General features: G+C 38.5%; 38 protein-coding genes and 1 pseudogene. All 39 read left to right on the forward strand.

Going from position 1 to position 26,359, the window contains the following annotated elements; all coding sequences use genetic code 11:
• Positions 1-201 precede the first annotated feature (201 nt).
• The 39 genes and pseudogenes from GOM48_RS04820 (at position 202) to GOM48_RS05005 (ending at position 26,146) form a co-directional block, all read left to right on the forward strand.
• Positions 202-630, forward strand: coding sequence for a DUF5082 domain-containing protein (locus GOM48_RS04820; protein WP_070842359.1), 429 nt, complete (start codon positions 202-204; stop codon positions 628-630).
• A gap of 12 nt (positions 631-642) precedes the next feature.
• Entirely contained in the window at positions 643-936 is a 294-nt protein-coding gene (locus GOM48_RS04825) for a type VII secretion protein (protein WP_235098682.1), read from the forward strand.
• Positions 936-1,640, forward strand: coding sequence for a DUF4176 domain-containing protein (locus GOM48_RS04830; protein ID WP_235098684.1), 705 nt, complete (start codon positions 936-938; stop codon positions 1,638-1,640). The genes GOM48_RS04825 and GOM48_RS04830 overlap by 1 nt, the downstream gene beginning before the upstream one ends.
• Positions 1,640-3,649: a T7SS effector LXG polymorphic toxin gene (locus GOM48_RS04835; RefSeq protein ID WP_235098686.1), complete on the forward strand. Its 2,010-nt coding sequence runs from the start codon at positions 1,640-1,642 to the stop codon at positions 3,647-3,649. Before GOM48_RS04830 ends, GOM48_RS04835 begins: the two co-directional genes overlap by 1 nt.
• A 19-nt stretch (positions 3,650-3,668) precedes the next feature.
• Positions 3,669-4,121 (forward strand): YrhA family protein, encoded by a 453-nt coding sequence (locus GOM48_RS04840; RefSeq protein WP_235098688.1) that lies wholly within the window; start codon positions 3,669-3,671, stop codon positions 4,119-4,121.
• Between the two features lie 150 nt (positions 4,122-4,271).
• Positions 4,272-4,736, forward strand: a complete 465-nt coding sequence (locus tag GOM48_RS04845) for an HNH/ENDO VII family nuclease (RefSeq protein ID WP_321159615.1) — start codon at positions 4,272-4,274, stop codon at positions 4,734-4,736.
• Between the two features lie 21 nt (positions 4,737-4,757).
• Positions 4,758-5,321, forward strand: a complete 564-nt coding sequence (locus GOM48_RS04850) for a suppressor of fused domain protein (RefSeq protein WP_084946703.1) — start codon at positions 4,758-4,760, stop codon at positions 5,319-5,321.
• Positions 5,322-5,337: 16 nt separating this feature from the next.
• A complete protein-coding gene (locus GOM48_RS04855; protein WP_235098690.1) occupies positions 5,338-6,714 on the forward strand; it encodes a hypothetical protein in 1,377 nt (458 codons plus the stop codon).
• Entirely contained in the window at positions 6,696-7,124 is a 429-nt protein-coding gene (locus GOM48_RS04860; protein WP_004263618.1) for a hypothetical protein, read from the forward strand. Before GOM48_RS04855 ends, GOM48_RS04860 begins: the two co-directional genes overlap by 19 nt.
• Before the next feature lie 45 nt (positions 7,125-7,169).
• Positions 7,170-7,556 (forward strand): hypothetical protein, encoded by a 387-nt coding sequence (locus tag GOM48_RS04865; protein ID WP_084946685.1) that lies wholly within the window; start codon positions 7,170-7,172, stop codon positions 7,554-7,556.
• 116 nt (positions 7,557-7,672) lie between these two features.
• Entirely contained in the window at positions 7,673-7,909 is a 237-nt protein-coding gene (locus tag GOM48_RS04870; protein WP_158085991.1) for a hypothetical protein, read from the forward strand.
• Complete coding sequence (locus GOM48_RS04875) at positions 7,906-8,232, forward strand: Imm59 family immunity protein (protein WP_235098692.1); 327 nt, start codon at positions 7,906-7,908, stop codon at positions 8,230-8,232. Before GOM48_RS04870 ends, GOM48_RS04875 begins: the two co-directional genes overlap by 4 nt.
• 140 nt (positions 8,233-8,372) lie before the next feature.
• On the forward strand, positions 8,373-10,412 hold the full coding sequence (locus tag GOM48_RS04880) for a T7SS effector LXG polymorphic toxin (protein WP_235098694.1): 2,040 nt from the start codon (positions 8,373-8,375) through the stop codon (positions 10,410-10,412).
• Between the two features lie 2 nt (positions 10,413-10,414).
• The gene (locus GOM48_RS04885) at positions 10,415-10,786 is read left to right on the forward strand and encodes an immunity 22 family protein (RefSeq protein WP_084948141.1); all 372 of its coding nucleotides are present in this window, start codon (positions 10,415-10,417) and stop codon (positions 10,784-10,786) included.
• A gap of 130 nt (positions 10,787-10,916) precedes the next feature.
• On the forward strand, positions 10,917-12,146 hold the full coding sequence (locus tag GOM48_RS04890; RefSeq protein WP_235098695.1) for a TNT domain-containing protein: 1,230 nt from the start codon (positions 10,917-10,919) through the stop codon (positions 12,144-12,146).
• Positions 12,147-12,187: 41 nt separating this feature from the next.
• On the forward strand, positions 12,188-12,478 hold the full coding sequence (locus GOM48_RS04895; protein ID WP_235098743.1) for an Imm59 family immunity protein: 291 nt from the start codon (positions 12,188-12,190) through the stop codon (positions 12,476-12,478).
• Between the two features lie 160 nt (positions 12,479-12,638).
• Complete coding sequence (locus GOM48_RS04900; RefSeq protein WP_084946673.1) at positions 12,639-13,082, forward strand: hypothetical protein; 444 nt, start codon at positions 12,639-12,641, stop codon at positions 13,080-13,082.
• 144 nt (positions 13,083-13,226) lie between these two features.
• A complete protein-coding gene (locus GOM48_RS04905) occupies positions 13,227-13,544 on the forward strand; it encodes a DUF4176 domain-containing protein (protein WP_235098698.1) in 318 nt (105 codons plus the stop codon).
• Positions 13,511-13,792, forward strand: a complete 282-nt coding sequence (locus GOM48_RS04910; RefSeq protein ID WP_235098700.1) for a hypothetical protein — start codon at positions 13,511-13,513, stop codon at positions 13,790-13,792. Before GOM48_RS04905 ends, GOM48_RS04910 begins: the two co-directional genes overlap by 34 nt.
• Before the next feature lie 33 nt (positions 13,793-13,825).
• Entirely contained in the window at positions 13,826-14,092 is a 267-nt protein-coding gene (locus GOM48_RS04915) for a disulfide bond formation protein (protein WP_138100279.1), read from the forward strand.
• A 99-nt stretch (positions 14,093-14,191) separates the two neighbouring features.
• Complete coding sequence (locus GOM48_RS04920; RefSeq protein WP_235096287.1) at positions 14,192-14,527, forward strand: DUF2185 domain-containing protein; 336 nt, start codon at positions 14,192-14,194, stop codon at positions 14,525-14,527.
• A gap of 235 nt (positions 14,528-14,762) precedes the next feature.
• Positions 14,763-15,014 (forward strand): hypothetical protein, encoded by a 252-nt coding sequence (locus GOM48_RS04925; protein ID WP_235096288.1) that lies wholly within the window; start codon positions 14,763-14,765, stop codon positions 15,012-15,014.
• A gap of 310 nt (positions 15,015-15,324) precedes the next feature.
• A complete protein-coding gene (locus GOM48_RS04930) occupies positions 15,325-15,714 on the forward strand; it encodes a hypothetical protein (RefSeq protein WP_235096289.1) in 390 nt (129 codons plus the stop codon).
• A 116-nt stretch (positions 15,715-15,830) separates the two neighbouring features.
• The gene (locus GOM48_RS04935) at positions 15,831-16,100 is read left to right on the forward strand and encodes a hypothetical protein (RefSeq protein WP_001288447.1); all 270 of its coding nucleotides are present in this window, start codon (positions 15,831-15,833) and stop codon (positions 16,098-16,100) included.
• Entirely contained in the window at positions 16,097-16,495 is a 399-nt protein-coding gene (locus tag GOM48_RS04940; protein WP_235096290.1) for a hypothetical protein, read from the forward strand. Before GOM48_RS04935 ends, GOM48_RS04940 begins: the two co-directional genes overlap by 4 nt.
• Before the next feature lie 49 nt (positions 16,496-16,544).
• Positions 16,545-18,629 (forward strand): T7SS effector LXG polymorphic toxin, encoded by a 2,085-nt coding sequence (locus GOM48_RS04945; RefSeq protein WP_235096291.1) that lies wholly within the window; start codon positions 16,545-16,547, stop codon positions 18,627-18,629.
• A gap of 15 nt (positions 18,630-18,644) precedes the next feature.
• Positions 18,645-19,127, forward strand: coding sequence for a DUF6985 domain-containing protein (locus GOM48_RS04950; protein WP_235096292.1), 483 nt, complete (start codon positions 18,645-18,647; stop codon positions 19,125-19,127).
• A gap of 86 nt (positions 19,128-19,213) precedes the next feature.
• Positions 19,214-19,729, forward strand: coding sequence for a hypothetical protein (locus GOM48_RS04955; protein WP_235096293.1), 516 nt, complete (start codon positions 19,214-19,216; stop codon positions 19,727-19,729).
• A gap of 22 nt (positions 19,730-19,751) precedes the next feature.
• Positions 19,752-20,129, forward strand: coding sequence for an immunity 22 family protein (locus GOM48_RS04960; protein ID WP_084948139.1), 378 nt, complete (start codon positions 19,752-19,754; stop codon positions 20,127-20,129).
• 148 nt (positions 20,130-20,277) lie between these two features.
• A complete protein-coding gene (locus GOM48_RS04965) occupies positions 20,278-20,526 on the forward strand; it encodes a hypothetical protein (protein ID WP_235096294.1) in 249 nt (82 codons plus the stop codon).
• A gap of 81 nt (positions 20,527-20,607) precedes the next feature.
• Positions 20,608-21,105 (forward strand): hypothetical protein, encoded by a 498-nt coding sequence (locus tag GOM48_RS04970; RefSeq protein WP_204956360.1) that lies wholly within the window; start codon positions 20,608-20,610, stop codon positions 21,103-21,105.
• Between the two features lie 67 nt (positions 21,106-21,172).
• The gene (locus GOM48_RS04975; RefSeq protein ID WP_235096295.1) at positions 21,173-21,979 is read left to right on the forward strand and encodes an alpha/beta fold hydrolase; all 807 of its coding nucleotides are present in this window, start codon (positions 21,173-21,175) and stop codon (positions 21,977-21,979) included.
• A gap of 11 nt (positions 21,980-21,990) precedes the next feature.
• Positions 21,991-22,119, forward strand: a complete 129-nt coding sequence (locus GOM48_RS09805) for an ADP-ribosylglycohydrolase (RefSeq protein ID WP_321159594.1) — start codon at positions 21,991-21,993, stop codon at positions 22,117-22,119.
• A 104-nt stretch (positions 22,120-22,223) separates the two neighbouring features.
• On the forward strand, positions 22,224-22,841 hold the full coding sequence (locus GOM48_RS04980; protein ID WP_235096296.1) for an SAP domain-containing protein: 618 nt from the start codon (positions 22,224-22,226) through the stop codon (positions 22,839-22,841).
• Between the two features lie 150 nt (positions 22,842-22,991).
• A pseudogene (locus GOM48_RS04985) lies at positions 22,992-23,258 on the forward strand (phosphotransferase family protein); the annotation flags it as partial.
• A 251-nt stretch (positions 23,259-23,509) separates the two neighbouring features.
• Entirely contained in the window at positions 23,510-23,743 is a 234-nt protein-coding gene (locus GOM48_RS04990; RefSeq protein ID WP_235096297.1) for a phosphohydrolase, read from the forward strand.
• Positions 23,744-23,925: 182 nt separating this feature from the next.
• The gene (locus tag GOM48_RS04995) at positions 23,926-24,894 is read left to right on the forward strand and encodes a hypothetical protein (protein ID WP_235096298.1); all 969 of its coding nucleotides are present in this window, start codon (positions 23,926-23,928) and stop codon (positions 24,892-24,894) included.
• A 136-nt stretch (positions 24,895-25,030) separates the two neighbouring features.
• Complete coding sequence (locus GOM48_RS05000; protein ID WP_084975316.1) at positions 25,031-25,459, forward strand: hypothetical protein; 429 nt, start codon at positions 25,031-25,033, stop codon at positions 25,457-25,459.
• A gap of 117 nt (positions 25,460-25,576) precedes the next feature.
• Positions 25,577-26,146 carry a hypothetical protein gene (locus GOM48_RS05005; protein ID WP_235096299.1) on the forward strand — a complete coding sequence of 190 codons (570 nt, stop codon included), beginning with the start codon at positions 25,577-25,579 and terminating at the stop codon, positions 26,144-26,146.
• Positions 26,147-26,359: the final 213 nt, after the last annotated feature.

The following is a 26,359-nucleotide window of genomic DNA, read 5'->3' on the forward strand; positions in this document are numbered from 1 at the left end:
CAGAGTAGCTTCACAGAATCGGTTGTCGGAGTGAATGAGTACAACTACTTCACCAGCCGAGATGGTTATCGCATCAAACTTATCAGTGAATAAAAGCGAGTCATTTGACTTGCTTTTATTTTTCATTCTCCTTATGGTAAAACATCAGAATTTTTGATATAATTCTATTAACTGTAAGATTTAGTCAAAAGAGGTATAAAGATGAGTGATTTTGAAGAAAAGCGGCTTGCTAGTAATGCTTATAATCGAGCGCAAGCGAGTCGCTATGAAAGTTTGGCGAATCAGTACCAGAAAGCATACGATAAGAAAAAAGCAGAGATTGAGAAGTTAGAATCTGCTAGGAAAGAACTTTCTAAGCAAATTCAATCCTATAGTGAGTTCCGCAATACAGTTTCTCAATACTCTACAACTATTTCTACAGATACCTTTAAAGGGACAAGACGTGATACATTTGATAAGACTTTATCGAAAATTGCGACGACGATGAATACGCATCAAAATGAGCATGAAATGAATTTGGCGAAGTTGGATGCAGAGATCGCAAAGCGAAAATTGGAGCTAGGCGATTTAGGTGGTGCTATTGGAAGTGCTTGGAATGCGGTTGAAAGCTTCTTGGCAGCTATTTTTTAGGGAGTAGGATAGATGGATAAAATAGGAATCAGTTCAGCTTCTTGGCAAAGTGTTGTTACCTCAGCACGGACTAAGGTCGCATCTGTATCAGACATTCAAGTGACAAAGATTGGAAAAACTACCTTGAATCGGATGAAATCTTTTGAGACCCTTCAAGAACAAGCGAAAAAAATTTTGAATGATTATAAGGATTTTGAAATGGAGCGTACTTCTCAAATGATTACGGTGGGTGAAAAGATTGTGGCTGATGATAAAGCTATGGCCGGTCAGTTTGATAAGAATACAGCCAATGTGAGGTTTAAGTAATGGTTCAATACGATAAGAATAAGATTTTTACAAGTATTATTACTAGCCGTACGAGAGAGTCATTCGAAGTAGATGATACTTTGATTCAACTTGGTCAACAATTAGGAATGCGTCCGCAGATTTTGAAGGGACTCTATAAGGCTCTGAGAAAATTAGAGGATGTCTATGAGTATGTGCCAAGTTTCGGTGCAACTTTTACTTGTCATTTTGATTATGAGAACCAGGAAGCTCAGATCCATTATAATCAACTAGATCAACTATTTTCCATCACGGATTTACAGGATTTCATGGGGATTGTGGACAGTGTCTACAGTCCTATTTATCCTTTAGGTTCTGTTGTTGAGCTAGATTTGGAGCTCTTACCAGAGGAACTCCAGAAAAGCTTAGCGGAGGGGCCAGGACCACTCGTTACGATTTCAGGCCGCAAGATGCCTCTTCAAGAAGGATTTGATGACTACGTGGTAGACTACTTGGCTCGCATCTGGCCTTTGGGTGAGATGCCTGGAATGGATGCTTTTTTCGTAAGTAACATGATGATTGAGCGACTTCGTTTTGAAGGCTATAGTGACGACTGGGAAAGTCAGTTCACAGAGGATGTTTTACGTGCGACTCAACTCTCCCAGCAACAAGTCTCGACTGCCTTTATGCGCAGTGAGGATTTTGTTCGGTATTATGAGCCGTATTTAAACACGGAGGAAGGCTAATGGGATTTTATGTCGATATTGCGGAGCTTCAGAAAGCCCAAGAGGCCTATATGAAGATGGTCGCGACTGCTCAGAGTCAGTTGGATACCGCTAAAAATGGGATGAATGCCATCATCACCAGTAATTCCATGCATGGAGAAGTTGGGAAAGCGATTACGAATGAAATCAATAATGTTCATAACCCCGTGATTGTTGGCTTAAAGAATAGCTTAGAATTTCTAGGTTCTGAGTTTTCCAAGACGATCACGGATTTTCAGAATCTTGTCGGCGAAACCTCTGCAACGGCAGTTTTAGCAGAAGAAACTTTGGATGATGCGGTCAAGAAGCTAAATGAAGCCGATGAGAAACACAAGGTCATGGATACCAATTTCAAGAGTATCTATGATGGTATTTCGAGTCTCTATCACCTGAGTGCTCCCTTAAGCAGCACCTTCTATACTAATACCCAGACAGCCCGGAAGTATGTTCAGGATACGAAGAATAAGGTCAATGCCTTTGATAAGATGACGACAACCAGCAGTACGGAGCAACTTTTTAGTGCTTTAAGTAGCCAGATGGCAGCTGCTGGAAGAGTGAAGAGTCTGAGTTATAGTGATCCTATTTTGACCGACTTTGTGGCGCATGAAGAACTCGGTAAAGCGATTTATGAGCTGGATCAGCAGTATGCGAAAGCCAAGGCAGAAGCGATTGAGGCTGCTAAACGCAAGGCAGAACAAGAAGCCGCTGAGCTAGAAGCTTCATATCGCCGTCATCACCCCATCCAAGCCTGGCTGAAGGATCGCTCGAACGAGATTGGCTCCTGGTGGGGCGATGTCGTTGAGGGCACACGGAATCTACCTATTCCACAGGACTTGAAAGATACACTCTTGTTTGCGGAAGGTTTTATTGGTGCAGCTGGAAGTATGGTTTCAGAGACTGCCATCGGAGCTGTAGATTTGACTCAGATCATTGGTATTGCCGGTATTGATGGCGTCAATCGCCTAACAGGAGGTCAAACTCCAGAGTGGATGAAGCGGGACTTGAAAGGGACGGCAGATAACCTGTCTAGCCTTGCGGAGTTAGGAGTAGGAACTTACACTGCTCTGACGGATCCAGGAGCGGCTCAGCGTGGTCAAGACCCTAATGCCAGCTATGCGGATAAGGCTGCTTATCGTGCTCAAGAGACCGGAAAAGCCCTTTGGGATAAAGTTACCCATATGGATGCCTATGACGCAGGAGGCTTGACCTTTGAGATTGCCAGTCTTTTTGTCGGTCCAGCAGCTGTAGGGAAGATGGCTAAGGGGACCAAGTTAGGAGCTAAGGCAGCTGAGATGATTAACTTAGCCAAGAACAGCACCAAAGCAAGAGTTCTCGCAAATGTCGAAAAATGGGGTTCAAAGGTTGACAGGATTCTTGCGAAGGGCGATGATGTCATTAAGCGTTTCACCAAAAATCTACTGAAGAAAGAGCTTCCTTTCTCAGTAGGAAGCGAAGTTTTAGCTGGTGTAGGTAGAGTAGGTCATCAGCCAACAGTCGGTGAGGTCATTCAGTATTTTAAGGATAAAGCTCGGGATGTTTATTCAAAACTTTCGAGCTCCAGAGGAGGATTTTCTTGGACTCTACGTGGAGAAAATGTTGAGATACCCAATATTTCCTTGAAAGAAATCGAGTATGCTAAAAGAGCTAGAGAAGAATATCAAAAATTAAGAAGAGAATTTGACTTAACTGTTCGAAAAGAATTTTTAAAGGATATTTCCAAAGATACTGATAAATTACGAGAGTTGGGATTCAGTGAGTCCGATATACAAAAATTAGCAGATGGTTTAGTTCCTAAAGGTTACCAAGTTCATCATCAGTTGCCATTAGATGATAGTGGAACAAATAGTTTTGAGAATCTTGTCTTAATAAAGAATGATCCTTATCATAAAGTGGTAACTAATTATCAACGGCATATTGTTAAAGGTATGGAAGTTGGAGACTCTAAATTAGTTGATTGGCCATTCTTTACAGATAATATTTATCCAAATTAGAATAGAGGAGATATAAAAAATGTGGATGAATTTTATTTCAAAAATTTCAGAAATTGAAGAAAAGTACGGAGATTCTGTTAATAGTGGAGTTCCAAATACTGTTTTTTCAGCTCTTATGAAGAAACATAACGTTTGGCCGAATGATGAAGTAATGGAAGATTATAAAAGATTTCTTTCTCAAGTAAATGGAATTGATTTTAATGGTTTCATTTTGTATGGTATTTCTCAAAAAACAAACCCAGATATTATAGATGAAGATGTCTATGATATATTTGAAATGAATATTATTTGGCATGAGGAATCTAGTAACAACAGCTATTTCTTTTTAGGTGAGAGTGGTATGAGTTGGTATGTCTATGATACTTTTGATAGAGTATATAAGGAGTTAGATTTACCTTCAGGAGATCTAGTTAACAAGTATAGTACTCTAGACGACTTATTGGAATCTGTTTTAAAAACAGCATTGAACTAGCATTAGTAGTTAACTCTAGAAAAATGGGGATCAAAGGTTGACAATATCCTAGCGAAGAGCAATAATGTCATTGGGAAATTTGGCGAGAAATTATTAGATACCCGAATCCCAGTCGGCATTCGTAAAGAGGCAGTTGCCTTTGCGGGAGGTATGGGAATCATGCCTGCCTTCAGCGTTGAGAGTAAGACTCTACGTGAGGTGATGCACTTCTCTAGCAAACACGCAGATTATGTGGTGAGAGGTGTAGGTGGTTCTGGAGAAGTAAGACAGCTCGTTCCGCGTAAGCTATCTGATTCAGAGAAAAAACTTTACAAGCGTCCATCAGGTTATAGGAAGAATGTAAAGGAAACTGTCTGGGATAAAGCTAAGGATGAACAAGGTGTTGTCAAAGATCCTATTACTAAAAAGGTAATGGATATTGAGGAGCCTTGGGATATGGGGCATGAACCGGGACATGAATTTAGAAAACACCAACAAAGTGCGGCTGATAGAAAAATAACTCGTAAACAATTTTTAGATGAATATAATAATCCCAATAGCTATAGACCAGAGCTACCAGAATCTAATAGAAGTCATATTGGTGAAGATAAGACGGATTTTTATTTTGGTCCATGATTTTGAAGAAAGGGACTTACTATGGAATATGATAAAAAAGAGATAGCTAGAAAGCTTTTAGATGATGTTGGCGGTACTCCAAGAGTATATGCATTTAAAGATGAATATGGAAAAGAAATTGACATATTTTGTGGTGATGATTCTCCAATTGAACACGTATCTTCTTACTCCACTGTTGGGTTATCAGACTACACTTTGAACAAAAAGATAGATGATAAATCTTTAAGAGCAGAAATTATTGGTTCAACAGATAGTAGGAATGATTTGTTTCCAAATATAATAAGTGACTGTGCTTTTAAAGTGATGGATGGATCATCTCCTTGTATGCCAGGGACTGTATTTCTAAATGCAATAGATAATTATTATCTAGATTCTAATATGAAGCACATGTTATTGACTATCCCATTTTTATGGGAGTTGCACGATTTGGAATTTGATCATGAATATGTAACTTGGTTGTTTGCTGTTCCGATTTCTGAGTCGGAGTACCATTTTTTTGTTGAGAATGGGTATCAAAAATTAGAAATGTTATTTGAAAAAAACCAAATAGATATTTATGATTTAAATCGTAGTCCTGTGGTTTAGATGATATTTTACGTTGATGAAAGATACTCTCCTGTTTGCGGAAGGTTTTATTGGTGCAGCTGGAAGTATGGTTTCAGAGACTGCCATCGGAGCTGTAGATTTGACTCAGATCATTGGTATTGCCAGTATTGATGGCATCAATCGCTTAACAGGAGGTCAAACTCCAGAGTGGATGAAGCGGGACTTGCAAGGAACGGCAGATAACCTGTCTAGCCTTGTGGAGTTAGGAGTAGGAACTTACACTGCTCTGACTGATCCAGGTGCGGCTATGCGTGGCCAGGATCCCAATGCCAGCTATGCGGATAAGGCCGCTTATCGTGCTCAAGAGACAGGAAAAGCCCTCTGGGATAAAGTTACCCATATGGATGCCTATGATGCAGGAGGCTTGACCTTTGAGATTGCGAGTCTTTTTGTCGGCCCAGCAGCTGTAGGTAAGATGGCTAAGGGCACGAAACTCGGAGCTAAGGCAGCTGAGATGATTCAGTTAGCCAAGAACAGTACCAAAGCAAGAGTTCTCGCAAATGTCGAAAAATGGGGATCAAAGGTTGACAATATCCTAGCGAAGAGCAATAATGTCATTGGGAAATTTGGCGAGAAACTATTAGATACTCGAATCCCAGTCGGCATTCGTAAAGAGGCAGTTGCCTTTGTGGGTGGTATGGGAACCATGCCTGCCTTCAGCGTTGAGAGTAAGACACTACGTGATGTGATGCGCTTCTCAAGCAAACATGCGGATGATGTGGTGGAGAGTGGAGCAAAGGCGAGAACTTTCATTGACGGTATGTCGGCAGGGGACGCTCAACGTTATAGCCAGTGGAACAAGTATGCGGAGGCCGGCCTTAGTCCAGAAGACCGCGTGAGAGTGTTGGAAATCTCGGAAAAGGCACCTAAGGTTGAGTATCAGCCAGATTACTCACCAGATAGAATACTGGGAACTCCAAAAAATGATCGTCCTAGTGTGGAAAATACTTATAGTCCAGACTATATTGAGGCTCATAGACAACAATTTGAGAATGGTGCTACTAGATTTCAAAAATTTAAGCCAGATCCTAATTATCAAGAAGGAATTATTGGAGGTAAAGATGGCACAAGTTTTTGGTTGAGTAAAGACCATGCGGATGTTATTCAAGATGTCGCCAAAGGTGATAATCGCCTCTATGAAACCTTACTGGGCTTTGACGAAGGGTACTTAGGTGACAATCCACTTTATCGCTTGGATGTAGCACCGGAAGTTGTCTCTGAAAAAGGGATCTCAATCCCAAGTGGTAGGGAAGACGGTGCGAATGGTTGGTGGCGACCAGGGGGAAGAACCTATCCAGGAGACATGCCGGAGGGTGTCATGGACGGTATCAGTATAAAGGAAGGAGATGTCACATGGAACGCAGTAAATTAACATGGGAAGAAGTTATCAAGTTTGAGGAAATAAAAGGCTACGGTCAACAGATTTGGAGGCATAATGGCCAGTATTATCTTGTCGCAGATGAAGGAGGTATTGCGGAACAACGAGTGGTGTATGAGTTGCCTCTAGAGCTGTTTCAGTTGCTTGATAGTGGGACAAAAACTATGGTTGATATTCATTATAAGCTACAAAATGATGAATGGCCTTCAACCGAAGAAGAAAGAAAGGCTAGTGAAAAAAAATGGATTGAGGAGGGACTTACCCCTCTTATAGCTAATCCTAAAAGTAGAGAATACTTTACTCAAGAAGAACTCGAAAAATTAATCCCTCTAGCAGAACAAAAATGGATTGATTGGAAGGGTAAACTCCCAGATAACTACGTGTCACCGCTAGATAAAGATTAACCATTTCGCTTTTGATAACCTCTAGATCATTAGGAGGATACTAAGATGGGGATTACCAATATTACATGGGAAGACGTTATCAAGTTTGAGGAAGTCGCAGGGTATGGTCAGCATATCTGGAAACACGGCGAACAATATTATCTTGTCGTGGATGAAGGAGGTATTGCAGAACAACGAGTGGTGTATGAATTGCCACTAGAGTTGTTTCAGTTGATTGAGAGTGGAGAAAAGAATTTAGCAGAGTTACATTTTAGGCTAAAAAATGATGCTTGGCCACCTAATATGTCACAAGAGGAAGCAAATAAGCTTTTTTGGCGAAAACACATTGAGGTTTTAAAAAATAATGCCGCAGCACAAAGGCATTTTACCCGTCAAGAGCTAGAAGAATTATTACCAGAAGGGTCAAAAATTCTGGCAAGTAGTGAGAGTTAATATGGATTTGATATGGTAAACAGTAAATTAACGTTGAAGATGGAAAAATTATAGTTTTTAATAAACGCGGATTACCTTATCCAGAGGGGGATCAAGATTATCATCAATATAGAGTAATGCATGATTTGACAGAAGAAAATATAATAAATGCTTTTAAAACAGCTTCATCAGAAGTTAAAGAAAGCTTAATTGATGCAATGGAAAACCGGGGATTTTCTTTGTCAGATCTGGCTAATATTCAACAAGGAGAAATTGCAAAAGTCTTTGGAGCAGGTGGAGGAACTCAGATACAACTAGGGAATTCTTTGAAGTATTATGAAGATTTAGCTTTATTAAAAGAGGTGATAAAATGAATTCGGAACAAATTGAAAAATTCAAACAAGAAATAGAATGTATTATAAAAGAAAAAAATTATATATCTTTACGGTATGTTCTTTTCGATGAAACAAATAGAACACCATTTGCTGTACATATATTTTACAAAGATGGTTTATTCATGGTGAATAGCAGAGATGAGAGAGCTTATGTAATTGGAAGAACATTTGAATTTGATAATTTTTCTGAGGCTGAAAAAAAATTCTTTAATGTATTGGACTTTATAGTATGTGAGGGTCGAAGGGACATATCTAACAGAGGAAGCTATATGTATTCCTCACCTCTTTGGGATAAACCATAATGATAAATTTAGAAAAGCAACGCAGTGAAATTTGATTTGAATTTTATCGAGCTCTCCCAGCAACAAGTATCGACTGCCTTTATGCGCAGTGAGGATTTTGTTCGGTATTATGAGCCGTATTTAAACACGGAGGAAGGCTAATGGGATTTTATGTAGATATTGCGGAGCTTCAGAAAGCCCAAGAGGCCTATATGAAGATGGTCGCAACTGCTCAGAGTCAGTTGGATACCGCTAAAAATGGGATGAATGCCATCATCACCAGTAATTCCATGCATGGAGAAGTTGGGAAAGCAATTACGAATGAAATCAATAATGTTCATAACCCCGTGATTGTTGGCTTAAAGAATAGCTTAGAATTTCTAGGTTCTGAGTTTTCCAAAACGATCACGGATTTTCAGAATCTTGTCGGCGAAACCTCCGCAACCGCAGTTCTAGCAGAAGAAACTTTGGATGATGCAGTCAAGAAGCTAAATGAAGCCGATGAGAAACACAAGGTGATGGATACCAATTTCAAGAGTATCTATGATGGTATTTCGAGTCTCTATCACCTGAGTGCTCCCTTAAGCAGCACCTTCTATACCAATACCCAAACAGCCCGGAAGTATGTTCAGGATACGAAGAATAAGGTCAATGCCTTTGATAAGATGACGACAACCAGCAGTACTGAACAGCTTTTTAGTGCTTTAAGTAGCCAGATGGCGGCTGCTGGAAGAGTGAAGAGTCTGAGTTATAGTGATCCTGTTTTAACTAACTTTGTGGCGCATGAAGATCTCGGTAAAGCAATTTATGAGCTGGATCAGCAGTATGCGAAAGCCAAGGCAGAAGCGATTGAGGCTGCTAAACGCAAGGCAGAACAAGAAGCCGCTGAGCGAGAAGCTTCTTATCGCCGTCATCACCCCATCCAAGCCTGGCTGAAGGATCGCTCGAATGAGATTGGTTCCTGGTGGGGCGATGTCGTTGAGGGCACACGAAATCTACCGCTTCCTCAAGGGATGAAGGATTCCCTCTTGTTTGCGGAAGGTTTTATTGGTGCAGCTGGTAGTATGGTTTCAGAGACTGCCATCGGAGCTGTAGATTTGACTCAGATCATTGGTATTGCCGGTATTGATGGCGTCAATCGCCTAACAGGAGGTCAAACTCCAGAGTGGATGAAGCGGGACTTGAAAGGGACGGCAGATAACCTGTCTAGCCTTGCGGAGTTAGGAGTAGGAACTTACACTGCTCTGACGGATCCAGGAGCGGCTCAGCGTGGCCAGGATCCCAATGCCAGCTATGCGGATAAGGCTGCTTATCGTGCTCAAGAGACCGGAAAAGCCCTTTGGGATAAGGTCACCCACATGGATGCCTATGACGCAGGAGGCTTGACCTTTGAGATTGCCAGTCTTTTTGTCGGTCCAGCAGCTGTAGGGAAGATGGCTAAGGGGACCAAGTTAGGAGCTAAGGCAGCTGAGATGATTAGCTTAGCCAAGAACAGTACCAAAGCAAGAATTCTCGCAAATGTCGAAAAATGGGGTTCAAAGGTTGACAATATCCTAGCGAAGAGCAATAATGTCATTAGGCAATTTGGCGAGAAATTATTAGATACCCGAATCCCAGTCAGTATCCGTCAAGAAGCATTTGCCTTTGCGGGAGGTATGGGAACAATGCCTACCTTCAGCGTTGAGAGCAAGACACTACGTGAGGTGATGCACTTCTCAAGCAAACATGCGGATGATGTAGCACGAGGAGTAGGTGGTTCTGGGAAAGCGGAGCGCTTCTATGATGATATTATTCCAACAGTTAAAAATGGTAAATTTAATGAGTGGTTTGATAATTTAGCTCCAGAAGAACTAGAGAAATTATGGGAAATCCCAGAATTACGTAAAAAAATCGAAGATAGAATAAGAAGACCAGGTGGCTACCATGAATGGCATCTTGTTTCTCGGACTCCTCAATTTAAAAAATGGGGAGTTTCCATGGATGATATCAAAGAAATGAGAAGTTTAATTGAAGATGTGCAGTTCATAAATCCTCGTGGAGTACATGGAGGACGGGGCTCTACAAAAGCTCATAATGAGATATTAAAAATTATTGATTCGTCATATGATTATGAGGAATTTGCACACAGATTAAATGAATGGGCAAGTCGAAGAATGAAAAATGGAATTTTAGATTTACCAGAAGGATTGAGAAGGTATTAAAAATGAAACAAAAAGTATCGTTATGGCTTGGTAATTTTGCCAGTCAAGAAGAATTTCAAGAATACTTCAAAATTTCATATAAAGAGGATGGGGATAGCGTTTCTTCAGAATTTGAGACAGACTTTCATTTGTCGTACTACGATAGAGATTTAGTTGAAAAAGATTGGGTTGATGTTCCTGAAAATAATATTGATGTTTTGCTTGAAGGTTTCTCATACGATGAAGAGATTATTATGCAGTTTCCTAAAATATCATCAACCTATAATACAATTGTTTTGATTTATGATTTTGATTATTCTAAAGAAGAATTAAAAGTAAGTAACAATGGTTCTGGGACATTAGAGTTTATTGGTATCGCAGAATACGATTACTAAGCGTAGCATATAAGGAATTCTGGCACATCATCACCCCATCCAAGCCTGGCTGAAGGACCGCTCGAATGAGATTGATTCCTGGTGGGGAGATGTCGTTGAGGGAACACGAAATCTACCGCTTCCTCAAGGGATGAAAGATATCCTCCTGTTTGCGGAAGGTTTTATTGGTGCAGCTGGAAGTATGGTTTCAGAGACTGCCATCGGAGCTGTAGATTTGACTCAGATCATTGGTATTGCCAGTATTGATGGCGTCAATCGCTTAACAGGAGGTCAAACTCCAGAGTGGATGAAGCGAGACTTGCAAGGAACGGCAGATAACCTGTCTAGCCTTGCGGAGTTAGGAGTAGGAACTTACACTGCTCTGACGGATTCAGGAGCGGCTCAGCGTGGCCAGGATCCCAATGCCAGCTATGCGGATAAGGCAGCTTATCGTGCTCAGCAGACCGGAAAAGCCCTCTGGGATAAGGTCACCCATATGGATGCCTATGATGCAGGAGGCTTGACCTTTGAGATTGCGAGTCTTTTTGTTGGTCCAGCGGCTGTGGGTAAGATGGCTAAGGGTACCAAGCTAGGAGCCAAGGCAGCTGAGATGATTAGCTTAGCCAAGAACAGTACCAAGGCAAGAATTCTCGCAAATGTCGAAAAATGGGGTTCAAAGGCTGACAATATCCTGTCTAAGAGCAATAATGTCATTAGGCAATTTGGGGAGAAATTATTAGATACCCGAATCCCAGTCAGTATCCGTCAAGAAGCATTTGCCTTTGCGGGAGGTATGGGAACAATGCCTACCTTCAGCGTTGAGAGCAAGACACTACGTGAGGTGATGCACTTCTCAAGCAAACATGCGGAGGATGTAGCAAGAGGTGTAGGTGGTTCTGGGAAAGCTACGGCCACTTTTAAAGGTGAACTTACTGCAGAGAATATAACAAAAGAATTATTACAAACTAAACCTAAAAACTCTCCGATAACCTCCCCTGCTAATATACATACGGGTCAGATTATTGATAGATTTGGTCCTTCAGGGGGGACGTATGTTAGTCCGGTTGAAGATGGAAAAATTATAGCTTTTAATAAACGCGGATTACCTTATCCAGAGGGGTATCAAGATTATCATCAATATGAAGTAGTTAAAGATATAAATCTTAAAAATCTTGAAGAAGGTTTTCTTTCTATGTCTGATGTGGATCAAGAAAAACTTTCTATCATAATGCAAAAACGAGGGATATCATTTTCAGATTTAGCTACTCCTGCAAAAGGTGAAATTGCAAAAGCTTTTGGAGCTGGTGGTGGAACGCAGATTAAACTTGGAACATCTGTTAGCTGGTACGAAAAAATGGGACTATTAAAGGAGATAAAATAAATGGATAAATTGATGCATGAAAAAAAATAATTCAACAGAAAATTGAAGAGTTAAATTATACTACGCTAAGAGTCTCCGTATTTAATGGCAGGAATAAAGGGAGAGAAGATTGGCAAACGCGAATAGAATATGATGAGGGGGAAAAAGTATACTTAGTTTATTCTTTAGGAGATAGGGCAAGTATTATAGGAAAGATTAGAACATTTGAAAATTTTGAAGAAGCAGAGCAATGCTTATTTGAGATATTGGATTTAACTGTAAAATATAACAGGTTGCAAGTGATGACTAACGAGGAACCAGAATATCCTTCTCCTTTGTGGGACAAACCATAATGATAAATTTAGAAAAGCAACGCAGTGAAATTTGATTTGAATTTTATTGAACTCTCCCATCAACAAGTATTGACTTTCTTTATACGTAATGAGGATATCAAGATTATCATAAATATGAGGTGATACATGATTTGACAAGAAGTAATATGGAGTGAAGTAAATGATATTTGAAGATTTATTAATGGAAATTCAATCTGATTTGGTGTCTTTGGGATTAGAATATTCGAATAGTCAAATTGATGAAATTTATTTGTATGGTTATATGGAAGAAGGTAGTTATTTTTTCAATTTATTTTTTAAGAAAAATGGGGAGATAATTAGACTCAATCAGATTAATGATTTTTTGAGTGAAAATGAAAAAATAGACGATTCACATGATAGACAGATACAACTTCTAGAATTAGGAATTGATGATTTGGAAAAAATCGAGATTTTGTTTGAGAATAATAAAAAAGAAGTACCTACCGAAATCAAAATTATTTATAATAAGAGCAGCAATAGTCTCAAATCTAAATATAGTTATTCGCCTATTTCAGATGATACTTCAGAATTAGAATTATTCAATAACTGGTATGATACGGTGAAAGTAGAAAATAATATTTGAAGATAAGATAATGGATTTACAAGTAGTCAAGCGCTTTGAACTTAGTTCCTACTCCATTGATCATATGGTTATGAGAACCAGGAAGCTCAGATCCATTATAATCAACTAGATCAACTATTTTCCATCACGGATTTACAGGATTTCATGGGGATTGTGGACAGTGTCTACAGTCCTATTTATCCTTTAGGTTCTGTTGTTGAGCTCGATTTGGAGCTCTTACCAGAGGAACTCCAGAAAAGCTTAGCGGAGGGGCCAGGACCACTCGTTACGATTTCAGGCCGCAAGATGCCTCTTCAAGAAGGATTTGATGACTATGTGGTAGACTACTTGGCTCGCATCTGGCCCTTGGGTGAGATGCCTGGAATGGATGCTTTTTTCGTTAGTAACATGATGATTGAGCGACTTCGTTTTGAAGGGTACAGTGACGAATGGGGAAGTCAGTTCACAGAGGAGGTTTTGTAACTTCCAGCCCTGCGCAAAATAGAATTCAAGCGAAGATTGATACTGAATTACTTCCCGAATGGAAAAATACTCGAATGTATAAAGTAGAGATTCAAATTCCTAAAGGAGAAACACTGAGTATTGGAAAAGTTGCGCCACAGAAGATTTCTTCATCAGAGACTGTGCTGAAAGGTGGTGCTGACCCAATATTATTACCGCAAGACTGGCCATTAGAATGGATTTCGGATTTCAGAATAGTTCCTAAATGATGGATTATCAATATATTGAGGGAGAAATGAGATATGACAAGTAGTTTAAAGCGAATTGCTGAAAAAATTGTTTTTATTATTGAAGAAGAGTACCCCAAACAAAAAAGTGTTACAGGCTCAATTCAAAGTATTTATCAATTAGCAAGTGAAATTGTAGAAAGTGGAGAAGTAGCAAAAAACATAAATCTTAAAAGTCTAGTTAGAATGTTTGCAGATGAGACAACGCATTATCAAAGTGAGATCATTTACTTACTTCAAGATTTAGATAAGGAATTGAAAAAGAATGAACATAAAAGATAGTTTACAACATTTTTCATCGAGCGGGTAAATCTGCGTTAGACTACGCTAAAGAGTTATCTTGGAAAAATGATTTTTTAAATATTTTGGAGAAGTATGAAAATGAAAGTAAGTGATAATTATGGAGGATTTATTCTATCAAGGAATGTAAAAAATGGATTACCTATTGCGTATACTTACAGAGAAAAATCTCGACTGTTACAATTAAATGGATGGACCATTTGTTCTAGTTCCGATGATGAGGAATACATAAATAATCCCCAAAATTTTGAAATTGTATCAGCAAAAACCATGTTTTCTATTGCACCCGTGATGGAAGAAATTTTTGAAGCGAAGTATGGGACGAATTTAGCGTGGCTATACGAGGAGGGGGTTCATGTCGGTTTCTATGATTTAAATGAGGAAAAAGAGGTAAAAATATCTGAAATTTTAGATTAGTTATATATAGTAGTATTTATCATGAAGGAGTCCAACTTAAGCCAAGGCAGAAGCGATTGAGGCTGCTAAACGCAAGGCAGAACAAGAAGCAGCTGAGCTAGAAGCTTCATATCGCCGTCATCACCCCATCCAAGCCTGACTGAAGGATCGCTCGAATGAGCTTGGTTCCTGGTGGGTAGATGTCGTTGAGGGCACACGAAATCTACCTATTCCACAGGACTTGAAAGATTCTCTCTTGTTTGCGGAAGGTTTTATTGGTACAGCTGGAAGTATGGTTTCAGAGACTGCCATCGGAGCTGTAGATTTGACTCAGATCATAGGTGTTGCCAGTATTGATGGCCTTAATCGCTTAACAGGAGGTCAAACTCCAGAGTGGATGAAGCGGGACTTGCAAGGAACGGCAGATAACCTGTCTAGCCTTGCGGAGTTAGGAGTAGGGACTTACACTGCTCTAGTAAACATGCGGATGATGCAGTACGAGGAGTAGGTGGTTCTGGGAAGGCGGAGCGAGTCACACAAGCTGTTAATAATATGTCTGAGTTTTTTGAAACATAATTTGGACAAAAGATTGTGGGAAGCCTTAGAAAGACTAAGAAGAAGTATGACGGGCAGAGTGTTTATGAAGTGATGAAGAAGGTTGATAGAAATTTGTGCAAAGGAGATTACCTGTATTTGGATGGTTTACATATGGACCATTTTGAAGTTTTTGATAAACTTGGTAATTTGAAATCTGTACTTAATCTTGATGGTACTTTAAACACAGATAAGTTATTAAAAGCTAAAGGAAGGAAATTACATTGAAGGAAGAAATCTATAAACTTTATGAGGTGTGTAAACGATTCAATTCGAGGCTAGGATACTCGTTAGAAGAAAATAAGAAATTAAAAGATTTTAAAGAATTGATAGATGATAATCTATCTGATGACTTTCAAGAGCTTATGTCAGGTATTTCAGAATTCAAGGAAGAAATAATTGATCAAAGTATAGCTGATGAGCAATACAGTCAATTCTACTACGAGTTATTGTCTTCGATGGCTAACTTTTCTTCTTACTTTGCAGATTTGCATGAAATAATTTTTGATCTAAACAAAAGACGCAGATTTAAAATGGGAGAAATTACCAAAGAGGAGTTAGTCAGTTCAGACGAAATAATTTTAGACGATGAGGATGATGAATCTGGAAATTAAAGAATAGATACTTATTGTTTTTCTAAACGCATTAAAGATTTTGTCCGGCGGATGATGCAGTACGAGGAGTAGGTGGTTCTGGTAGGGCGGAGCGAGTCACACAAGCTGTCAATAATATGTCGGAGTTTTTTGAGACAGACTTTGGAAAAAAGATTAGGGACAATCTTAGAAAGACGAAGAAACAATATGACGGGCAAAGTGTTTATGAGGTGACTAAAGATATAGATGATATTTTGAAAAAAGGAGATAAGTTGTACTTAGATGGTCTGCATAAAGATCATTTTGAGGTATTCAATAAAAGAGGTAAAGTAAAGGATGTTCTTAATCTTGATGGAACTTCTAATAGTAAAAAATTTAATTTAGCTTCTGGGAGGAGATTAAAATGATTAGTTCAGAGTTAAAAGATGTAATGAAACGATTGACTATTCTTAATGAGAATAATAAAGGTGTGCTACTTAGAGAAGAAAGTATCAGAGATATAGACAATACGATAAATATCTTTCTAAAAAAATATGAAGATCGTTTTTATGAAGGATTAAGATTGTTTAACAAGATAGATATTACTACAATTTCCTCTTCAGAGAATTCAGATTACACTATTGCTTTCTATAATCTATTAACTGGAATTAGGGGGATAATCGATTGTTTTGATGACTTTGATGATATTTTAGTTGAATTGAATAAAAACTTCATGTATCAAAGTGGCGAAATCACAAAAGAAGAATGGGAAAGTTCAGGGGAAATAGTCTTGGATGACGAAGAAAATGAATTTGGAGATTGAAGAATAGATATTGATTCCTCGCTTTTTATGTTCACTAGGAGGAAGACTAATGGGATTTTATGTCGATATTGCGGAGCTTCAGAAAGTCCAAGAGGCCTATATGAAGATGGTCGCAACTGCTCAGAGTCAGTTGGATACTGCTAAAAATGGGATGAATGCCATCATCACCAGTAATTCCATGCATGGAGAAGTTGGGAAAGCGATTACGAATGAAATCAATAATGTTCATAACCCCGTGATTGTTGGCTTAAAGAATGGCTTAGAATTTCTAGGTTCTGAGTTTTCCAAGACGATCACGGATTTTCAGAATTTTGTTGGCGAAACCTCTGCAACGGCAGTTTTAGCAGAAGAGACTTTGGATGATGCGATCAAGAAGCTAAATGAAGCCGATGAGAAACACAAGGTGATGGATACCAATTTTAAGAGTATCTATGATGGGATTTCGAGTCTCTATCACCTGAGTGCTCCCTTAAGTAGCACCTTCTATACCAATACCCAAACAGCCCGGAAGTATGTTCAGGATACGAAGAATAAGGTCAATGCCTTTGATAAGATGACGACAACCAGCAGTACTGAACAGCTTTTTAGTGCTTTAAGTAGCCAGATGGCGGCTGCTGGAAGAGTGAAGAGTCTGAGTTATAGTGATCCTGTTTTAACTAACTTTGTGGCGCATGAAGAACTCGGTAAAGCGATTTATGAGATGGATCAGCAGTATGCGAAAGCCAAGGCAGAAGCGATTGAGGCTGCTAAACGCAAGGCAGAACAAGAAGCCGCTGAGCGAGAAGCTTCTTATCGCCGTCATCACCCCATCCAAGCCTGGCTGAAGGATCGCTCGAATGAGATTGGTTCCTGGTGGGGCGATGTCGTTGAGGGCACACGAAATCTACCGCTTCCTCAAGGGATGAAGGATTCCCTCTTGTTTGCGGAAGGTTTTATTGGTGCAGCTGGTAGTATGGTTTCAGAGACTGCCATCGGAGCTGTAGATTTGACTCAGATCATTGGTATTGCCGGTATTGATGGCGTCAATCGCCTAACAGGAGGTCAAACTCCAGAGTGGATGAAGCGGGACTTGAAAGGGACGGCAGATAACCTGTCTAGCCTTGCGGAGTTAGGAGTAGGAACTTACACTGCTCTGACGGATCCAGGAGCGGCTCAGCGTGGCCAGGATCCCAATGCCAGCTATGCGGATAAGGCTGCTTATCGTGCTCAAGAGACCGGAAAAGCCCTTTGGGATAAGGTCACCCACATGGATGCCTATGACGCAGGAGGCTTGACCTTTGAGATTGCCAGTCTTTTTGTCGGTCCAGCAGCTGTAGGGAAGATGGCTAAGGGGACCAAGTTAGGAGCTAAGGCAGCTGAGATGATTAGCTTAGCCAAGAACAGTACCAAAGCAAGAATTCTCGCAAATGTCGAAAAATGGGGTTCAAAGGTTGACAATATCCTGTCTAAGAGCAATAATGTCATTAGGCAATTTGGGGAGAAATTATTAGATACTCGAATCCCAGTTGGCATTCGTAAAGAGGCAGTTGCCTTTGCGGGAGGTATGGGAACCATGCCTGCCTTCAGCGTTGAGAGTAAGACTCTGCGTGATGTGATGCACTTCTCTAGTAAACATGCGGATGATGTAGTACGAGGAGTAGGTGGTTCTGGTAGGACGGAGAGAAATCTTGAAGCTGTATTGGAAAAAGCGAAAAAAGGAGAGCCTGTTAGCACTTACCAAGAAAGATTGAATCAGACTCCTGTAAATGAAGGTCATTGGACAGGTGAAAGAGGAGAGTCTACATTTGTTTCAAACAAAGATGAAGTTAGAAAAATTTTAGATGATGTAAATCTAGAAGGTATAGAGTATGAAAATGCGATACCAGATTTTTCACCTGTCTCTAAAGGTGAAGTGAAAATTACAGATATGGGTATTGACAGAAATGCTAACTTTAGACAAGCTGATGAGCTCCTTGCTAGAGAATTAGGGAAAACTCGTCGAGAAATTGTTAAGTTTAGAAAAGAAAATAAACTAACGTGGCACGAACTTAATGACATGACGAGTATGCAACTAGTTCCGAGTATCATAAATAGTAAATTTGGGCATTTAGGCGGTGTTTCAGAAGTTAAAAAGTTGTTGGAATTATTGCAGTAGAAAAAGAGGTGTGAAATGAAGATAGTACATCCTGTTTTTGGGGAATTGACATTTAATAATGGTTGGACTAAGAGTATTAAATTAAATATTTTTAAAAAGGAATTTTCTGTTGAAATAATTATTGATGCAGATGAAGATGCGGTGTTCGATGAAAATCAAATCAAAGCTTTTGAATTTTTTTTCAGTGATATTCAGAACTGTGTTACCCAAGCCGAGAATGGTATTGTTGGATATTATAATTCAATAATTGATGAGGTAATTGATAGACTGGATTCAGATTCTAATTTTGGTCAGAAGTTATTAAATGCTAAAGATAATCCGAGTGAAATCTTTAAATTTTTGACAGTAAAACAAATTATGATTCCGATGAATTTTGATGATAATACACGTGAAGCAGGCTTCATTTGTGATTGTGAATGGGATATTGAAAACGGTGTTGGAATAAAATATATTAATGAACAAATATCAGAAATAGGATTTCAAGACATTTTGTTATAATTGAAGTTATGTTCAGCGGACCACGATCAGCAGTACTGAACAGCTTTTTAGTGCTTTAAGTAGCCAAATGGCAGCTGCGTGATGTGATGCACTTCTCAAGTAAACATGCGGATGATGCAGTGAGAGGTGTAGGTGGTTCTGGGAAAGTAGAGCGCTTCTATGATGATATAAAAAATATAACAGCTAAGGATATTCCAACAGTTAAAAGTGGAGATTTTGAAAAATTTTTCAATTCTCTAACGGTAGAAGAGTTAGACTTTATTTGGAAGAAAAAGGAACTACGTAAGAAAATTGAACGTCAATTAAGATATCCTGGTGGAATGCATGAGTGGCATTTAGTTTCAAGGACTCCGCAATTCAAGTATTGGGATATAACTGCCGAAAAAATTAGAGAGTTACGTACTGCAATTTCAGATGTAAAGTTTATTAACCCTGAAGGAGTCCATGGTGGTTTAGGTTCTACAAAAGCACATAATGAATTGCTGGAAATTATTGATTCGTCGAAAGATTATGATATGTTTGTGAGAAGATTAAATATCTGGGCTAATTATCGTCTTGAGGGAGGAGTTCAGGTATTACCTAAGGGGCTAAGAATTCCATAGCTAATAGAAAGGATTTAATAAAATGGAAACAGACAATACGGTATCTATTTGGATAGGTAATTTCAAAAATTTAACTGAGTTAGAAAATTATATTGATCTAACTTATGATAATGAGGGAGAGATCGTTGTTTCTGATTTTTTCAACGATTTTAAGATAGATATTAATGATATAGATGAAGATTTAATTGAAAAAGCAGTTTTGCCAAATGAAACAAACGATATATCTATTATTTTGCGCACTGCTTCCTATGAGGAACAGTTGTTGTGTGAATTGAACGCATTAGAGAGTCTGACTATAAATAAAGGCAATGCAGTTGTACTACTCTATAACTATGCTTATGATGGCTCTGTAAAATCCTCAGATTATTTAAATTTTATTACAAGTGTAGATTATAGATGAAACAATAACTTAGGAGTTTTATTGCCGTCATCACCCCATCCAAGCTTGGCTGAAGGATCGCTCGAATGAGATTGCCTCCTGGTGGGGTGATGTTGTTGAGGGCACACGGAATCTGCCTGTTCCACCACAGGACTTGAAAGATTCTCTCTTGTTTGCGGAAGATTTTATTGGTGCAGCTGGAAGTATGGTTTCAGAGACTGCCATCGGAGCTGTAGATTTGACTCAGATCATTGGTATTGCCAGTATTGATGGCGTCAATCGCCTAACAGGAGGTAAAACTCCAGAGTGGATGAAGCGGGACTTGCAAGGAACGGCAGATAACTTGTCTAGCCTTGCGGAGTTAGGAGTAGGAATTTACACTGCTCTGACGGATTCAGGTGCGGCTCAGCGTGGCTAGGATCCCAATGCGAGCTATGCGGATAAGGCAGTTTATCGTGCTCAAGAGACAGGAAAAGCCCTCTGGGATAAAGTTACCCATATGGATGCCTATGACGTAGGAGGATTGACCTTTGAAGTTGCTAGTCTTTTTGTCGGTCCAGCAGCTGTAGGTAAGATGGCGAAGGGGACGAAACTAGGAGCTAAGGCAGCTGAGATGATTCAGTTAGCCAAGAACAGCACCAAATCAAGAATTCTCGCAAATGTCGAAAAATGGGGATCAAAGGTTGACAATATCCTAGCGAAGAGCAATAATGTCATTGGGAAATTTGGGGAGAAATTATTAGACACTCGAATCCCAGTTGGCATTCGTAAAGAGGCAGTTGCCTTTGCGGGAGGTATGGGAACCATGCCTACCTTCAGCGTTGAGAGTAAGACTCTACGTGAGGTGATGCACTTCTCAAGCAAACTTGCGGATGATGTAGTGAGAGTGGCAGAGAAGCCCTTTGATAAAGAGCGGATTCTTGAAAATATTAGGCAAAGCCGACTTGCACGGGAAAGTTCGAAGTTTGATGACTATCTTCGCACGTTGAGTGTGTAGCTTTGCTTGTACGAGCCAATTAAACAAGGATGTAGCTAGTGAAGGTCCTAAAGTAAGGAGTTTAAACATGAAATTCCATGAATTTGGGGATAAGAATTTGCCTCCTATCTTACTGATACACGGTGGTGGCAGTTCTTGGTGGAATTATCTTCGTCAAGCACGAATCTTGTCAAAAGAATACCGTGTTATTCTACCCACTTTGAATGGCCACGGCGAGGAATATCAACTTGATTATGTTTCTACTGAAGATTCTGCTTTGGAGATTCTAGACTATATCAAAGCAAACTGTGGTGGGAAATTGTTTGCAATCGGTGGTGTTTCACTTGGTGGTCAAATTGCCATGGAGCTTTTGTCTTTAGACAGTGAAATTGCTGAGAAGGCCATCATAGATGGAAGTCTCTGTATTCCTCAACCAAGGTTAGCTAAAATCAGCATCTTTCTAGTGTCTCTATTTGGTAAACTGATGTTCAATAAATTCTCTTGCAAACTTCAGTTAAGCATGATGAACAAACTCTATCCTAAACTGGCTTATCCAGAGGAAATAAAAGCTTATTATTTGGAGGATTTGCCAAGGACCCCTGTCAAAACATTGGTGACCATTTACAAAAACTATATGGGATGTTACAAGCTGAAAGATATGATTTCTGCTAGCAAGGCTCAGGTTCTGTATATCTATGGTGAAAAAGAATTGAACTGTGTGAAAGAATCAGCGAAATTATTTCATCAGCTACATTCAAATACAATTTTGTATGAAGCAAAGGGGTATAACCACGGTTATTTATCAGCTTACCTGCCTTATGAGTGGATTGATTTGGTGGTGCCATTTTTAAAGAGTGATTCATTAGAAATGTGTAACGAATCTGATATGCCATAAAGAGGAAACTTATGCTAGAAGCAATTATTGGTGATATTGTAGGTTCAGTTTACGAATGGAACAATATCAAAACGAAAGACTTTCCATTATTTCGGAAGGATTGTTTTTTCACGGATGATACGGTAAGTCCGAACTGCTGAGTGTGTGAGTTTGTTAGTGAAACGTTGCTAATCCTCAAAATAAAGAAGCCAAAATTCCATTATTTTGAGATGAAAACCTAAACTGTTTTTAAGGAGGTAAAATATTGATAGAAAGCAGACCTGAGTTTGAAAAAATCTCATCCTTTGATGAATTTAATAAATACTATTGGTATCGTGATGAACTTTCACAGATATGCAAGTCATTAGGGCTTGAATATAGAGGTACAAAACAAGAACTCAATGATATTATTGAGCAGTACTTCAAGGGGAATTTGATTAAAAAATCATCAGTAAAAAGAAAAAAGAAACGAGTAGAAGTCGTTACTTTAGACACGCCCTTACTTGAATGTGGATTCGCCTTTAATGCACGCTTTAGAGAATATTTCTCAACTTTAACAGAGGTTTCACCCTTCAAGTTTACTGCTGATATGGCTACTGCTTGGAGAAAGGTCAAAAGAGAACATGATTTGAGTTTTACAATCCAAGATATGCTAAAAGTTTACTATGGAGATTCAGATTATGCCAAGTATGACCATTCGGTTTGTCAATGGAATCAGTTTTTAAAGGATTTCTGTGCAGACGAAAATAGTGGCAATTACTCGAATAAACTAAAAGTAGCTTCTATTCTTTGGAAAGAAGTTAGAAATTCAAGTAATGAAAAAATTTATTCAAAGAATCTTTTGACCGAATATGCTGATAAAATACAAGAGTATGGCAAGTAGAAATGTCAGTATAAACCAATAGTTCACAGGGAGGAAGTTTATGCTATGCGTGTTTCTGATAAAGAGAAGCTAGATTCTAAGAAAATTGAATTTGATTTTATGGAAAAAGTTGCTTCTCTTGGAGTTTGTAAATTTTTAAAAGATAGACCTCAAGTATCTCCCTCTTTTGCATCTGGTATGATAGATGGATATTTTGATGACGAGGTTCCGGATTTATTTTAGAAACTTCTTGCAATTTACATTCTAAGCAACCTAGTTGGAGCTCTTCCACGGGCTATTGCTTATGGAGAAGAAGAAGTATCAGTAATGCAAAATCAAGCAAAGGAAATTTTGGAATGGTATGATGATATGAAACAAATTATTCCTGGTTGGTATATGAACAAGAATAATACTGATAATTCCAGAAACAGCAAATAAAAATAAGTTTGCTGTTTTTTCTTTATAAAAATAGGAGTAAGAGAAAATGAAGAATATCTTTCGGATAAATATAAAGATACAGGATGAAACTAGTCTTAAGCACAGCTGATAAAATGTTCTAAAAATGATATAATTATAAGAAAATATGATGGATAATTTAACGCTTAGATAGGCTAATGTTAGAGGAGCATTGAAGTCATTTATTTTAAATGTGTAAAAGATAGTTTAGTATTTTAAGGAGAAGGGCTATTATGAAAATGGAAGTAGGGAAAACTTATCTTGTTAAAAAAGATATTTTTAGTTTTAAAAAGGGAGAACTTTGGTCATTAGTAAATATAGGGTATCAGCCTTATTTTGGTGAACATAATTTTGTTTTTATCAATGCGGAGAAGCGGAAGGAGTTCGCGGTTTTATGTGACAGCTCAGATGAAGATATGCAGATATATCATCAGTTGGAAGAATATTTCGAATCATACCAAAAATGAGAGAAGATTATTATCAAGAAAGGTGATAGAAAAAATATTTTCCAAAAGGCAAGCTGGTTTATAAATATTCGAAAACATTACAGGTTGGAAACGGAATTCTACAAAGCGCCTTACCTGAAATTCGTCTAAGCAATGATAGTGAAAAAATTTGCAGAAGAGTCAAGTGGTTCGTAGGAGGAGTGATGGAGAAATTAAAATTAAGTCTTTTACAAAAATGGGAACTGCCTAAGCAGTATAGCTTTGTGCATAGTTCAGCTCTACTTTCTGACGGTAGGGTGTTGATTCTGACAAGTGAAACAGATGATAGTGATAAATATTGTGTTCTTGTATTGTCTTCTTCAGATATCAAAAAAATAGAGATTTGTAATTGTTCTGAAGATAGAAGAAATTACCCTGTACTTTTCCGTTTTGAAGAAGGTTTTGGAATCATAAAAAAAGGACAACAATGCGAATATTATACTGGTGATTTTTCCTCACCTGAACGATTATCGATAAAGAACGGTCATTCAGTTTTACAAAATATAGTGCCTAAAAAAGCTCAACAGAGATATTTTCAGGTTACATCGGACAGTTCGCTGATTCCGGTTTGCTTTGAAAATAATGTGTATTACGGAGATGCAAGATGTTTTGCTCTTTTGGAATTTGATATTACTAAAAAATATGCCGAATGGAAATCTTTTTCAAATATTGATAAAAAGGCATTCACACATCGTGATGACAGAAGAGATGAGACACCAAAAATAGACAGTCTGAAAATAGCTAACCGAGAAATCTATGCTTTTCTTTCGGGAGAAAGTACAACATCGGTAAATAAATGGGGCATGGATTACTATGCACTTGCCAAAATCTCTGCAGACGGAACAGTAGTTGAAAAGTTTTTAGAATCGGACAATTTGAAACAATCCAGTAAAAAAGGCGGTGTGAACGGAGTGTTCACCGATTCCGACTACGTAGTAATGACACCTCTTTTTAAGACAGATGAGTGGAAGGGAAAGCAAAAACTTTTTTCACTTACTGTAAGAAAATATTTTGATATCGGTCTTCCGAGAGGAATGAGCAAGCATAAGGTGCAAAATATCAGTGGAGATAGTTGCATTACTTCGCTTTATAACAGAGGGTTAAAAGAAGTTGCACTGTGCAAAATAGGATGACAATAGTAAGATTTACGATGTTTTTACTTCGCGATAATCGGTTTGCTTTTAGATTCGTATTTGCTGAGATAAAAACGAATGCAATCATGTGACTGAAAAGATAACATAACAATAAAAATTTGAGGAGGAATGTAGGATGTTGTTGGATGATGAAAGATATGCAGAGGTTATTGCTTATGGTAAGGAAGCTGTAACCAAGATAGGCGAAAACAAGTTCGAGGAGGGATTCGTTCTTGCAGAACAAGGTTGGAACGCTTTTCCAGAGTCGGGAGCAAAATGGAATCAGGGATACAACTATGCGAAAAGCTTTTTCAAGCATGCGATCGGAAATAGAGATATGGTGATAGCAAAATCTTGGTTGGACAGAATGATCGAAAACAATGATGAGCTGCACTTGTTTGATTCTGAGGTTGAACACATGAAGGCAAAGTATGAATTTGAACTTGGAAACTTAGACGAAGCATTTGAACTATGGAAGAATCTGCTCAAACAAAAAGGTGTAGGCAACCGATATTTCCAGTCTGACGATCCAAAGTATAAGGAATTCTATCAATCAAGAAAATAATTTTATTCAACAAAAGTAACTAAGAGAAATCAATCTTAGAGAGGATTGTGATATCTGTATAAGGAATTGTTATAAAAAGATGAATCAACATAAGGAAAAATAATTGCTGGAGGAACTATGAACCAAATTGAGAAGTATCGAATATTGAGTGCAGGAAAAGCATTCGGTAACCGTGCCAAAATTGCTTTGGTCTTGCTTGATAGCAGCACAGCTTATGAAGAATTAAAAGAAGAAGCCGCACAAAGCATGGTTGCTGGAAGTTATGACTGTGTAGGAGGAGACCCGGCTGTAATACTTGAAAGAATAGCAATAGAATTGATATGTCGTGACACCCGTAATACGTGGTATTTACCTGATAATGTAAAATTTTGGGATAAGCGTTTCGGCAGTTTGTTTGAAAATAAGTTTTTTTGTTATGACGATGATATAGAAACATGGAGCAAGATACTTTACAAATATTTTGTAAAACTGCAATGGATGCCGAAAAGAGAAGATTATACTTCAACAAGGAGCTATAATAATGTTTGGGGATATTTTGCAGAACTTTTAGCAGTTGTAAAACAAAATAATCATCCTGAGTTTGATAAGTATTATGAAATTGCAGTTCAAAATGGAATGAATCCAGTGGTTTTGGAAAGAAAGTTACAAGAACTCTCTGAAATCAAACAACAATTTTCTGTAATTTAACAAGTAGTCATTCAGTTTAGAAAAAATGTGACAAAAAATGAATCAATTTATGGTCGAAAGGAAAGAATTACAGATTTTATATCCTTGGAAGCCGTTGTAATAATCTTTTAAGAGATGTGCAGTGTAGTAGCTGCCGACGATATAATCTAGCTAGCCAATCGTTTCATAAGCAGAAGAAGCCTAAAACAAGGCCTTAGAATAAAAGCCACAATT

The organism is Streptococcus oralis, assembly GCF_021497885.1.
Classification (GTDB): Bacteria; Bacillota; Bacilli; order Lactobacillales; family Streptococcaceae; genus Streptococcus; species Streptococcus oralis_BQ.

Coding starts and splice junctions, on each gene's coding strand:
- GOM48_RS04820 (WP_070842359.1), top strand. CDS start 202: ATGAGTGATTTTGAAGAAAAGCGGCTTGCTAGTAATGCTTATAATCGA.
- GOM48_RS04825 (WP_235098682.1), top strand. CDS start 643: ATGGATAAAATAGGAATCAGTTCAGCTTCTTGGCAAAGTGTTGTTACC.
- GOM48_RS04830 (WP_235098684.1), top strand. CDS start 936: ATGGTTCAATACGATAAGAATAAGATTTTTACAAGTATTATTACTAGC.
- GOM48_RS04835 (WP_235098686.1), top strand. CDS start 1,640: ATGGGATTTTATGTCGATATTGCGGAGCTTCAGAAAGCCCAAGAGGCC.
- GOM48_RS04840 (WP_235098688.1), top strand. CDS start 3,669: ATGTGGATGAATTTTATTTCAAAAATTTCAGAAATTGAAGAAAAGTAC.
- GOM48_RS04845 (WP_321159615.1), top strand. CDS start 4,272: ATGGGAATCATGCCTGCCTTCAGCGTTGAGAGTAAGACTCTACGTGAG.
- GOM48_RS04850 (WP_084946703.1), top strand. CDS start 4,758: ATGGAATATGATAAAAAAGAGATAGCTAGAAAGCTTTTAGATGATGTT.
- GOM48_RS04855 (WP_235098690.1), top strand. CDS start 5,338: ATGAAAGATACTCTCCTGTTTGCGGAAGGTTTTATTGGTGCAGCTGGA.
- GOM48_RS04860 (WP_004263618.1), top strand. CDS start 6,696: ATGGAACGCAGTAAATTAACATGGGAAGAAGTTATCAAGTTTGAGGAA.
- GOM48_RS04865 (WP_084946685.1), top strand. CDS start 7,170: ATGGGGATTACCAATATTACATGGGAAGACGTTATCAAGTTTGAGGAA.
- GOM48_RS04870 (WP_158085991.1), top strand. CDS start 7,673: ATGCATGATTTGACAGAAGAAAATATAATAAATGCTTTTAAAACAGCT.
- GOM48_RS04875 (WP_235098692.1), top strand. CDS start 7,906: ATGAATTCGGAACAAATTGAAAAATTCAAACAAGAAATAGAATGTATT.
- GOM48_RS04880 (WP_235098694.1), top strand. CDS start 8,373: ATGGGATTTTATGTAGATATTGCGGAGCTTCAGAAAGCCCAAGAGGCC.
- GOM48_RS04885 (WP_084948141.1), top strand. CDS start 10,415: ATGAAACAAAAAGTATCGTTATGGCTTGGTAATTTTGCCAGTCAAGAA.
- GOM48_RS04890 (WP_235098695.1), top strand. CDS start 10,917: ATGAAAGATATCCTCCTGTTTGCGGAAGGTTTTATTGGTGCAGCTGGA.
- GOM48_RS04900 (WP_084946673.1), top strand. CDS start 12,639: ATGATATTTGAAGATTTATTAATGGAAATTCAATCTGATTTGGTGTCT.
- GOM48_RS04905 (WP_235098698.1), top strand. CDS start 13,227: ATGGGGATTGTGGACAGTGTCTACAGTCCTATTTATCCTTTAGGTTCT.
- GOM48_RS04910 (WP_235098700.1), top strand. CDS start 13,511: ATGGGGAAGTCAGTTCACAGAGGAGGTTTTGTAACTTCCAGCCCTGCG.
- GOM48_RS04915 (WP_138100279.1), top strand. CDS start 13,826: ATGACAAGTAGTTTAAAGCGAATTGCTGAAAAAATTGTTTTTATTATT.
- GOM48_RS04920 (WP_235096287.1), top strand. CDS start 14,192: ATGAAAGTAAGTGATAATTATGGAGGATTTATTCTATCAAGGAATGTA.
- GOM48_RS04935 (WP_001288447.1), top strand. CDS start 15,831: ATGTCGGAGTTTTTTGAGACAGACTTTGGAAAAAAGATTAGGGACAAT.
- GOM48_RS04940 (WP_235096290.1), top strand. CDS start 16,097: ATGATTAGTTCAGAGTTAAAAGATGTAATGAAACGATTGACTATTCTT.
- GOM48_RS04945 (WP_235096291.1), top strand. CDS start 16,545: ATGGGATTTTATGTCGATATTGCGGAGCTTCAGAAAGTCCAAGAGGCC.
- GOM48_RS04950 (WP_235096292.1), top strand. CDS start 18,645: ATGAAGATAGTACATCCTGTTTTTGGGGAATTGACATTTAATAATGGT.
- GOM48_RS04955 (WP_235096293.1), top strand. CDS start 19,214: ATGCACTTCTCAAGTAAACATGCGGATGATGCAGTGAGAGGTGTAGGT.
- GOM48_RS04960 (WP_084948139.1), top strand. CDS start 19,752: ATGGAAACAGACAATACGGTATCTATTTGGATAGGTAATTTCAAAAAT.
- GOM48_RS04970 (WP_204956360.1), top strand. CDS start 20,608: ATGGATGCCTATGACGTAGGAGGATTGACCTTTGAAGTTGCTAGTCTT.
- GOM48_RS04975 (WP_235096295.1), top strand. CDS start 21,173: ATGAAATTCCATGAATTTGGGGATAAGAATTTGCCTCCTATCTTACTG.
- GOM48_RS09805 (WP_321159594.1), top strand. CDS start 21,991: ATGCTAGAAGCAATTATTGGTGATATTGTAGGTTCAGTTTACGAATGG.
- GOM48_RS04990 (WP_235096297.1), top strand. CDS start 23,510: ATGAAAATGGAAGTAGGGAAAACTTATCTTGTTAAAAAAGATATTTTT.
- GOM48_RS04995 (WP_235096298.1), top strand. CDS start 23,926: ATGGAGAAATTAAAATTAAGTCTTTTACAAAAATGGGAACTGCCTAAG.
- GOM48_RS05000 (WP_084975316.1), top strand. CDS start 25,031: ATGTTGTTGGATGATGAAAGATATGCAGAGGTTATTGCTTATGGTAAG.
- GOM48_RS05005 (WP_235096299.1), top strand. CDS start 25,577: ATGAACCAAATTGAGAAGTATCGAATATTGAGTGCAGGAAAAGCATTC.